Here is a 3,192-nt window from a genome sequence, read left to right as displayed (position 1 = left end):
ATATACAAACTACTATAATAAACTATTTCCATATGTTATAATACATAAGTTATAATATATTAACTATATTTCATTGAAAAAATATTTTGCTAGCATCTAAGTAATGCTAGTATTTTTTGAAAATATATAAAGAAATTTTTTAGTTTAAGGAGTAATCTTTATGGATTTAAATGAAATACTTCATGTTGCAACCTTTGCTGGAAAAATAATGTTAGAATCTGGTGGAGAAACTTATAGGGCAGAAGAAATAGTATGGAGAATTTGTAAAATTTACGGAGTTGAAGAAGCTGAAAGTTTTGTTACCACTACAGGTGTGATGGTTTCAATATGCCATGATGGTAAAACTTATTCTTTAATAAGAAGAGTATCAACTCGCACTATAGATTTAGATAAAGTGCATAAGGTTAACGATCTATCTAGAAATATTATAAATAGAGGATTAACAGTTTCTGAGCTTAAAGAGCAATTAAAATTAATTGATAATGGCGAAAGATATAGTGATAAAACAGCTATATTAATTTCTGCATTAGGTGCTTTTTGCTTTGTTTTCTTATTTGGTGGAGAACTAAGAGAAGCTCTAGCTGCCTTTTTAATTGGTCTTGTAATAAAATCTGTATCTATTAAATTTGCTAACTTAGGAATTAACCAATTTTTTATAAATAGCATTTGTGCTGGTGTAGCAGCAATCGTTGCAATTTTTTTATTAAAATCAAACTTAATTGTAGATTTAGATAAAACTATAATAGGATCTATAATGCTTTTAGTGCCTGGTCTTGCTATTACTAATGCTATTAGGGATACAATATCTGGTGACTTACTAGCAGGCCTTACAAGAGCTGTGGAGGCATTTCTAGTAGCTATCTCAATAGCTATAGGTACTGGTGCTGTTCTTAGCTTTTGGATATCAACCTTTGGAACCCTGTAATTTAGGAGGATTATTATGTTAAGTGAATCACTATTTGCTTTTTTTGCTACCCTAGGATTTGGGATACTATTTAATATAAAAGGTAAAAACTTATTTTATGCTGCCCTTGGAGGTGGACTAAGTTGGTTTGTAAGCTTAATTTGTTTTGAATTTGGTTTGGATACAACTTCATCATTTTTTATTTCAGCAATAATATTTAGTGTTTATTCAGAAATAATGGCTAGAGTCTTAAAAACTCCAGTTACTTCCTTAATAATTTGCGCCCTTATTCCCCTAGTACCTGGAGGTGGCATGTATTATACAATGTACGAAGCTGTAAATGGCAATATAATGGAATCAATAGAGCTTGGGTTAAATACTTTAGCTAGTGCAGGTTCTTTAGCTTTAGGTGTGATTTTTGTATCTACTATAACAAAACTGCTTATGTCAGCCAAAAATAAACGTGAGATAAGAGAAATTGAAAAAATATCTAAAAGAAGGCTATTTAAATACAGACTCGATAATTATAGAAAAAAATAAATTAGACAGTAATACATATTTACAAAAAGGTGGAGTCAAATTAATGAATCCACCTTTTCTTATTGGATAATATCTACTTTGATATTAAACTATTAAATTATTCTTCTACTGATATTGCAGTAACTGGACAGCTATCACAAGCTTCTCTAGTTGCATCTTCATATTCAGCTGGTACTGGACCTTCCTTAGCTTGTGATACTCCTGATTCTAATGAGAAAATTTCAGGACATATCCCTTCACATAATCCACATGATATACAAGTATTTTCGTCTACGAATGCTTTCATAAACCCGCCTCCTTTATTTACATTAAATTTATATCTTCTTAAAATTTAACATGTATAATTATTACCTAATATACCCTCATTATAAATAATTATATAGAAATGTCAATATTAACTACAGTTAATTATTAATAGAAAGCTCTAATTTAAAGTAATTATTTTGCTTATAATAAATTTATTGCATTTTCTCTACATACTTTTAAATTCTTTTCATCCCAGACACTTGATTGAACTTCTCCAATATGGGCTTTGTTTAAAAAGAACATACAAATTCTTGATTGTCCAATTCCACCACCAACTGTAAATGGTAGTTCATCATTTAATAGCATCTTATGAAATTCAAATTCTCTTCTAAAATCATTATCTGAAACTCTTAATTGGTAATCTAGTGACTCTTTATCAACTCTAATTCCCATAGATGAAAGCTCAAAAGCTCTATTTAGTAATGGATACCAGAATAATATATCTCCATTTAAATTCCAATCGTCATAGTCTGGACTTCTTCCATCATGCTTTTCACCTGATTTTAACTTATCCCCTATATTCATTAAGAAAACAGCCTTATGCTTTTTACATATAGCATCTTCTCTTTCTTTACTTGTTAAATCTGGATATAAATCTTCAAGTTCTTGAGTTGTAATAAAGAAAATTTCTTCTGGAAGGTCTATCTCTTTCCCCATACCTTCACTTTTAACAAAAGCTTCAGTTTTCTTAAATACTCCATATATAGTACTAACTATTTCCTTAAGTTTTTCTTCTGTTCTTTCTTCTTTAGTTATAATTTTTTCCCAATCCCATTGGTCAACATATACAGAATGAAGGTTGTCTAATTCCTCATCTCTTCTAATTGCATTCATATCTGTATATAGTCCTTCTCCTACATTAAATCCATATCTATATAAACTTAATCTCTTCCATTTAGCTAATGAATGAACTATTTCTACATCACTGCCTGTTGCTAATATATCAAATTTAACTGGTCTCTCAACTCCATTTAAACTATCATTTACTCCACTGCTGGATTCAACAAATAAAGGTGCAGAAACTCTAGTTAAACTTAATGCCTCAGCTAATGCTCTTTCAAAAAAATCCTTAATTTTTTTAATATGAATTTCAGTTTCAATTAATGTTGAGCTACTTTTGTAGTCTTCTGGTACAATTATTCCATCGATTTTCATAAAAAAATCCCCCTTTAATTTTTGATTAGCTTTTTAATAAAATTTTTTATAAATATACGTATATTTAAACTCTTTAAAGAATTATTAACTTTTTTAGACAAAATAAAAAAAACCTTCACCCCTATAAAAGGATGAAAGTTACATTCCATGTTGCCACCTTAATTCGCTATTACTTCACAATAATAACCTTATCAAGTACGTAAGTAAAACTTAGATACTCTATCACTATAACGGGTGCGCCCGATTACCGCCTACTAGTTGTTATCTTTGGGGGTATAGCTCAGAGA

Annotated in this window: 4 protein-coding genes; 2 read left to right on the top strand and 2 right to left on the bottom strand. The window is 29.6% G+C overall.

From position 1 onward, the window contains the following. Window positions 1-160 precede the first annotated feature (160 nt). Window positions 161-925, top strand: coding sequence for a threonine/serine exporter family protein (locus E6248_RS14770; protein WP_316341544.1), 765 nt, complete (start codon window positions 161-163; stop codon window positions 923-925). A 15-nt stretch (window positions 926-940) separates the two neighbouring features. Beyond that, window positions 941-1,444, top strand: a complete 504-nt coding sequence (locus tag E6248_RS14765; RefSeq protein WP_316341543.1) for a threonine/serine exporter family protein — start codon at window positions 941-943, stop codon at window positions 1,442-1,444. Window positions 1,445-1,541: 97 nt separating this feature from the next. Here E6248_RS14765 and E6248_RS14760 read toward each other — a convergent pair whose 3' ends face one another. Together E6248_RS14760 and asnA are read right to left on the bottom strand one after the other, a co-directional pair. Further along, window positions 1,542-1,730 carry a ferredoxin gene (locus tag E6248_RS14760; protein ID WP_136005671.1) on the bottom strand — a complete coding sequence of 63 codons (189 nt, stop codon included), beginning with the start codon at window positions 1,728-1,730 and terminating at the stop codon, window positions 1,542-1,544. A 161-nt stretch (window positions 1,731-1,891) separates the two neighbouring features. Beyond that, complete coding sequence (gene asnA, locus E6248_RS14755; protein WP_316341542.1) at window positions 1,892-2,905, bottom strand: aspartate--ammonia ligase; 1,014 nt, start codon at window positions 2,903-2,905, stop codon at window positions 1,892-1,894. Between the last annotated feature and the right edge of the window lie 287 nt (window positions 2,906-3,192).

It is taken from the genome of Clostridium sp., from assembly GCF_032552055.1.
In the GTDB taxonomy this organism is placed as follows: domain Bacteria; phylum Bacillota; class Clostridia; order Clostridiales; family Clostridiaceae; genus Clostridium.
Note: the sequence above shows the minus strand (reverse complement) of the source record. Positions and strands in the feature narration are given on the sequence as shown.

Excerpts from the sequence above, each read along its gene's own strand:
- E6248_RS14770 (WP_316341544.1), top strand. The coding sequence starts at position 161 with ATGGATTTAAATGAAATACTTCATGTTGCAACCTTTGCTGGAAAAATA.
- E6248_RS14765 (WP_316341543.1), top strand. The coding sequence starts at position 941 with ATGTTAAGTGAATCACTATTTGCTTTTTTTGCTACCCTAGGATTTGGG.
- E6248_RS14760 (WP_136005671.1), bottom strand. The coding sequence starts at position 1,730 with ATGAAAGCATTCGTAGACGAAAATACTTGTATATCATGTGGATTATGT.
- asnA (WP_316341542.1), bottom strand. The coding sequence starts at position 2,905 with ATGAAAATCGATGGAATAATTGTACCAGAAGACTACAAAAGTAGCTCA.